The following is a 5901-nucleotide window of genomic DNA, read 5'->3' as shown; positions in this document are numbered from 1 at the left end:
GGCCGCGACTCCTCCCTCGCCCAGAACCCGGATGAGACAGGGGTCGCGGCCGTCACGACTGCGGCGTGGGGCCTGCCGCAGCGTCGAGCGAGACACGCGACAGGACCGGGGCGTCACGTCCGGTACCGAGGGACCCGCCGGGTCGTCCGGCCCCGGAGTCGCTCTTCTCCTCGTGATACTCGTCCTCGACGTTCACCGACCAGACATCGTGGTTCGTGCCGGTGGCGATGTTCTCGGCGGTGAGCATCGCGGTGAGCATCGAATGATCCTGGTTGTTGTACCGGAACATGCCGTTGCGGCCGACCGGGTACACGTTGGTCGTGTTGTCGCCGAGCCAGCCGCGTATCACATCGACGTTCGCCCGGTAGCGGTCGTCGTAGATGGGATAGGCCTTGCTCTGGCGAACCACGTATCCCGACTCGATGTCGTCGTAGTCGACAAGGCCGAGTTTGGCCAGCTCCCGCTTGCCCTGCTCGATGAGGTCGTCGTCGGGTGCCGTCCAGGCGGCGTCGCTTTCAAAGACCGTGTATTCCAGACCGAGCACGTTACGGCCGTCCTTGACCAGGAACGGCGACCAGGAACCGAAGTTCTGAATGCGCATGGTCCGGACCTGCGGGTCGTGGATGTAGATCCAGTTGTCGTCCCAGGGCACCTTCTCGGCGGGCACCACGAGCGCGACGGTGATGAAGTCCCGGTAGCGCAGGTCGCGGGCGGCCTGGGCGACAGCGGGTGGGACGGGCGGATCCATCGCCGTGATCAGCTCGGAGATCGGCATGGACGACACGACGTCGGTACAGGGGTAGACGGTGGTTCCCCCGTCGCCGTCGCGCGCGACAACCGCCGTCGCGCGACCGTCGGCGTGCCTGATGCCCACCACGGTCGTACCCGTCACGACCTTGCTGCCGGCAGCCGTGACCTTGTCGCGGCATACCTCCCACATCATCCCGGGGCCGAACTTGGGGTACTGGAATTCTTCGATCAGCGAAGTGATCTTCTTCTGGTTGCGACGTGGCGAGACCGCGTTGACGATGGCGTTCGCCAGGGAGAGGCTCTTCACCCGTTGAGCGGCCCAGTCGGCCGGCATCTCGCTGACCGGAACACCCCAGACCTTTTCGGTATAGGTCTTGAAGAAAGTGCGGTAGAGACGCCAACCGAAACGGGCGACCAGCCAGCTTTCGTAGTCCGTCTGATCCTTCGGCGGCCGGACCCTGGCCCACAGGTACGAGCCGACGCACCGGGCGGCCTCGGCCGGGCCGAGATTGCGCAATGCATTCCCGGCGTTGATCGGGTAGTCGTAGTAGGCGCCGTTGTAGAAAATGCGACTCCTACGCGGCCGCAGCAGAAAATCGGCGTCACTGAGAATTTCGTGCCACAGCTCCTCGACCGCCCGGACCTTCGTGAAGAACCGGTGGCCGCCGATGTCGAACCGCCAGCCGTCGCGCTCAACCGTCCGGGAGATACCACCGACCTGCGTGTCCGCCTCGAGCACGGTGGATGAGATCCCGTACTTGTGCAGCTGGAACGCCGCGCTCAGACCCGCTGGACCGGCGCCTATCACCAGGATCTCGCGCCCAGGTTCCGCGGGCGGCGTTGAAAGCTCGGTCATGGGATGCAACGGCTCCTCGGTGGCTGAAGGGGACGGTTACTCCGTGATGGTTACCCTGTGACGGTTCCACGTGTGATGTCACGGTCACCACTGCCCGGCCGGGAGCCGTCGTCTCCGATGACCATTCCCGTGCCGCCCGCGATGATCACGCTTTCCATCTTCACCAGAGTAGATAGCCCGCGACGACGGGAGGACGGGGGGTCCCGCCGGGGCGCCCCGGCGGGACCCAGGCGGACGCGGCGAAATCATCCTGTTCACCCTGTTCACCCGATTCACCCGGTTCGCGGACCGACCGGCGGACCGATCGCCGCGAGGGCCGGAGAGATCCCCTCTACGATTCCGCTCAACGGATGTTGACTCGGGTAAAGTCGAGAGTGGCCGGCAGGTTCGGCCAATGCGTGTTGAGGGAGGATCTTTGTGACGTCCGGCACATCGCCGTTCAGCCGCTCCGAACGCCGCGCCCTGACCCGGACGGCGATCCTCGACTCTGCCCGGGCGCTGTTCCGCGAGGCCGGCTACCAGCGGACGACGATCCGCGCGACCGCCCGCCGGGCGGGAGTCGACCCGGCGCTGGTCATGCAGCACTTCGGTTCCAAGGAAGCGCTGTTCCAAGCCGCCTCCGCCATCGATTTCGACCTGGCCGGCTGCCTGCCCGGACCGCCCGACGAGCTGGGCGGACGCGTCCTGAGCTACCTCCTGCAACAGCTCGACAAGCAGCCGGACGCCATGCTGGCGACGCTGCGGTCGATGCTCACCCACGAACAGGCCGCCGAGGCGGTCCGCTACGCCTTCCTCGACGACGGCGCCGTGAAGATCGCCGGAGTGCTCGACGGCGACGAGGCGGCCCTGCGCTCCGGCCTCATCTGCACGCTGCTCGTCGGGCTCATCGTCACCCGACATCTGCTGAAGATCGACGAGGTGGAGCAGGCGTCGCCCGAGCGGCTGATCGCCCTGCTGGAGCCCTGCCTGCTCCCCCTCGTCCGCGGCGACGACACTCCCGCGGCGGTCGGCTCCGGGTGACTGCGTCGAACGTCCTCTTGGTCAGCCGGTCATGGCTGACCGTCGGATAGTCCGGCCGCCGCGTCAAAGCCGGTCTGCAGGTCGGCGAGGATGTCGTCGATCCCCTCAAGGCCGACCGACAGCCGGACCAGCTCCCCGCTGACCCCGCTCGCGGCCCGTTCGGCCTCGGTGAGCTGGGCGTGGGTGGTCGTGGCGGGATGGATGGCCAGCGAGCGGACGTCACCGACGTTGGCCAGATGGCTGTGTAGCTCCAACGCCTCCACGAAGGCCCGGCCCGCCTGCGCGCCGCCACGGATCCCGAAGGCCAGCACGGCGCCGGCGCCGGCTGGCAGATACCGGTCGGCCGCCGCGTGCCAGCGGCTGGAGGCGAGCCCCGGGTAGGCGACCCACAGCACGTCGTCGCGGTCGGCAAGCCACCGCGCCACCGCCAGCGCGTTCGCCGAGTGCCGCTGCATCCGCAGCGACAACGTCTCCAGCCCCTGCAACAGCAGGAAGGCGTTGAACGGCGACAGCGCCGGGCCGAGGTCGCGCAGCAGCTTGGCCCGCGCCCGCACGATGTAGGCGGTCTCCCCGAAGGCGTCGAGGAACACCAGCCCGTTGTAGGCCGGGTCCGGGCTGGTGAACCGCGGATAGCGCCCGTTGCCCCAGTCGAACCGGCCGCCGTCGACGATGACACCGCCGATGGACGTGCCGTGCCCGCCGATGAACTTGGTCGCCGAATGCACGACGACGTCGGCGCCGTGCTCGAGCGGACGGGCCAGATACGGGGAGGCGAGGGTGTTGTCGACGACGAGCGGCGCGCCCGCCTGGTGCGCGACCTCGGCCACGCCGGCGATGTCGAGGACGTTCCCGCGCGGGTTGCCGATCGTCTCCCCGTAGAACGCAGCCGTGTTCGCACGCGCCGCGGCCTTCCAGGCGCCCAGGTCGTCCGGGTCGTCGACGAAGGTCGTCTCGATGCCGAACTCCGACAGCGTGTGGGCGAACAGCGCGTAGGTCCCGCCGTACAGCGACGACGACGAGACCAGATGGTCGCCGGCGGAGGCGACGGTGAGGATCGCCAGCGCCTGCGCCGCCTGGCCACTGGCGGTCGCCAGCGCCGCGACGCCGCCCTCCAGATCCGCGACCCGCTTCTCCAGGACGTCCTGAGTCGGGTTGACCACACGGGTGTAGGTGAAGCCGACCTCCGCGAGCGCGAACAGGTCCGCCGCGTGGCGGGTGTCGTCGAAGACGAACGACGTGCTCTGGTAGATCGGCACCGCACGGGCGCCCGTCGCCGGGTCCGGCTGGGCGCCGGCATGGATCTGCCGGGTGTCGAAGCTGTGCGTCGCGGGGGCGGTCGTCACGAGTTTCCTCTCGCTGTCTCGCGGCCGGTGAGGGCTGTGTGACGGATGTTCAGCCTAGCCGGTCGGGGACGGCCAACCGGTCGGTGCGTCTGCGCAGTGGCATGGTCGGCCATGGCCGGCATGGTCAGTACGCGCCCCGTCCGGAGGGCGCTTCGACGTCGGAGTAGTACCGCCGCGCGACCTCGGGGTGGCTGCGCAGCCAGCTCTTGAGGGTGTTGACGCCGTGCTCGGCGAAGATGGGGTTGCGCGGGTCAGGAGGTTCCACCGCCGGCAGCTGCCGGCGCAGCTCCTCCGGCAGCGGCAGGGGCGCCAGCGTCGCCGACAGCCGCGGGCCGAAGAAGAAGGCCACCGACACCCGCTCCGTCCCGGCCGGTGGGCTGACGACCCGGTGCACGGTCGCCCGGTAGTAGCGCTGGGTCGCCAGCTCGAACATCTCGCCGATGTTGACCACGAAGGTCCCCGGTACCGGGCTGGCGTCGATCCAGTCGCCGTCCGCCACCTGCACGCCCGCGCCCGCGGCCGCGGCCGCCTCCGGGCTCCGCGCGACCTGGAGACCGCCGGTGTCGTCCTGGAGGACGAACGTGATGAAGCCGCCGTCCTTGTGCGCACCGACGCCCTGGTCGTAGCCGGCGGCGAAGTCCGGTGGCGCGGGCAGGTACCGGATCAGCTTGAGGTGCGAGCGGGGCTCGACGGCGAACGTCGGGTCCAGGTGGTCGGCGGGCAGACCGAGCGATTCGGCGAACGCGCGGACCAGCGTCCGGGCGAGCCGTCCCAGCTCGGCCATGTAGGTCTGGACGATCGCCGGCATCTGCGGGAGCGTAGCGGGCCACTGGTTGGGGCCGTCGAGGCGGAGGTAGGGCGGGTCGTCGGGGCCGAGCCGGCGGGCGGGGCGCTCGTCGGAGATGTCGATCTGCTCACGGATGTCGGGGTTGTCCCGGGTGATCTCGTGGCCGAGCCGGGTGTAGCCGCGGAAGTGCGGCGAGTGGATGTTCTCGATCTCGAGCTTGACGGGCTCGGGCAGGCGGAAGAACCGCCGGCTGACCTCCAGCACGGCGGCGCTGGTGGCCGCCGGGATCCCATGCCCGGTGAGGTAGAAGAAACCCGGCCCGTGGCAGGCCGCGCGCAACGCCGCCAGGAACGCCTCGCGCCCGGGGCCACCCGTGCGGTAGGGGCCGATGTCCAGGGTGGGCAGGGCGGTCTCGGACGCGGCGGTCTCGGACGCGGCGGTGCCGGACGTGACGGTGCTGGGCCTGTCGGTCATCGTCGGCCTCCTCGTCGGTCGCGTACCGGAGGTGACAGCGGCCGGCGACCGCCGTCCGGTTGGACGTGCATGGCCGGGATCACGCGCCGGCCCGGCCGCGGGCGTACCGGCTGGCCGGCCGGGGCAGCCCCAGGTTCTCGCGCAGGGTCCGTCCCTCATAGGAGGTCCGGAACAGGCCACGCCGCTGCAGGTGCGGGATGACCAGGTTCGCGAAGTCGTCGAGCGTCTCCGGCAGGTACGGGAAGATCACGTTGAAACCGTCCGCGGCCTGTGTCTCGAACCATTCCTGGATGTGGTCGGCGACCCCCTCCGGGGTGCTGACGATGGTCCGGTCGTCGCGGGCCAGGCCCCTGGCGAGCTCGCGGATGGTCAGGTTCCGCGCGCGGGCCCGCTCCACGATGAGCCGCTGCGCGCTGCGGCTCTGATTCGACAGGGGCAGCTGCGGCAGCGGCCCGTCCAGCGGGTACGCCGACAGGTCGACGCCACCGAGCCAGTAGGCGAGATCGGCCAACGCCACCCGGGGATCGAGCAGCGCGTACAGCCGGTCGGCCTTGTCCTCGGCCTCGGTGAGGGTACGGCCGACGATCGTGGACAGCGCCGGCAGGACGACGACATGGTCGGGGTCACGGCCGGCCGCGGCCGCCCGCGCCTTGATGTCGACGTAGAAGGCT

The 5901-nt window shown here is 69.9% G+C and carries 5 protein-coding genes; 1 reads left to right on the top strand and 4 read right to left on the bottom strand.

Annotated features, from left to right (window positions below; translation table 11 throughout):
- Positions 1–52: 52 nt before the first annotated feature.
- On the bottom strand, positions 53–1606 hold the full coding sequence (locus DD1DGNOD_RS11275; RefSeq protein ID WP_131770074.1) for an NAD(P)/FAD-dependent oxidoreductase: 1554 nt from the start codon (positions 1604–1606) through the stop codon (positions 53–55).
- A 417-nt stretch (positions 1607–2023) separates the two neighbouring features.
- On the opposite strand from DD1DGNOD_RS11275, the gene DD1DGNOD_RS11270 reads away from it, so the two are divergent.
- The gene (locus tag DD1DGNOD_RS11270) at positions 2024–2626 is read left to right on the top strand and encodes a TetR family transcriptional regulator (protein ID WP_165036609.1); all 603 of its coding nucleotides are present in this window, start codon (positions 2024–2026) and stop codon (positions 2624–2626) included.
- A 29-nt stretch (positions 2627–2655) separates the two neighbouring features.
- Here DD1DGNOD_RS11270 and DD1DGNOD_RS11265 read toward each other — a convergent pair whose 3' ends face one another.
- The 3 genes from DD1DGNOD_RS11265 to DD1DGNOD_RS11255 all read right to left on the bottom strand — a co-directional run.
- The gene (locus DD1DGNOD_RS11265) at positions 2656–3969 is read right to left on the bottom strand and encodes a bifunctional o-acetylhomoserine/o-acetylserine sulfhydrylase (RefSeq protein ID WP_131770072.1); all 1314 of its coding nucleotides are present in this window, start codon (positions 3967–3969) and stop codon (positions 2656–2658) included.
- Positions 3970–4093: 124 nt separating this feature from the next.
- Positions 4094–5230: an isopenicillin N synthase family dioxygenase gene (locus tag DD1DGNOD_RS11260; RefSeq protein ID WP_131770071.1), complete on the bottom strand. Its 1137-nt coding sequence runs from the start codon at positions 5228–5230 to the stop codon at positions 4094–4096.
- Positions 5231–5309: 79 nt separating this feature from the next.
- On the bottom strand, positions 5310–5901 hold a 592-nt coding region (locus DD1DGNOD_RS11255), incomplete at its 5' end, for an LLM class flavin-dependent oxidoreductase (RefSeq protein WP_131770077.1).

Source organism: Candidatus Protofrankia californiensis (assembly GCF_900634765.1).
GTDB lineage: Bacteria > Actinomycetota > Actinomycetes > Frankiales > Frankiaceae > Protofrankia > Protofrankia californiensis.
The sequence above is the reverse complement of the archived record's forward strand: the minus strand, read 5'-3'. Positions and strand labels throughout refer to the sequence as shown.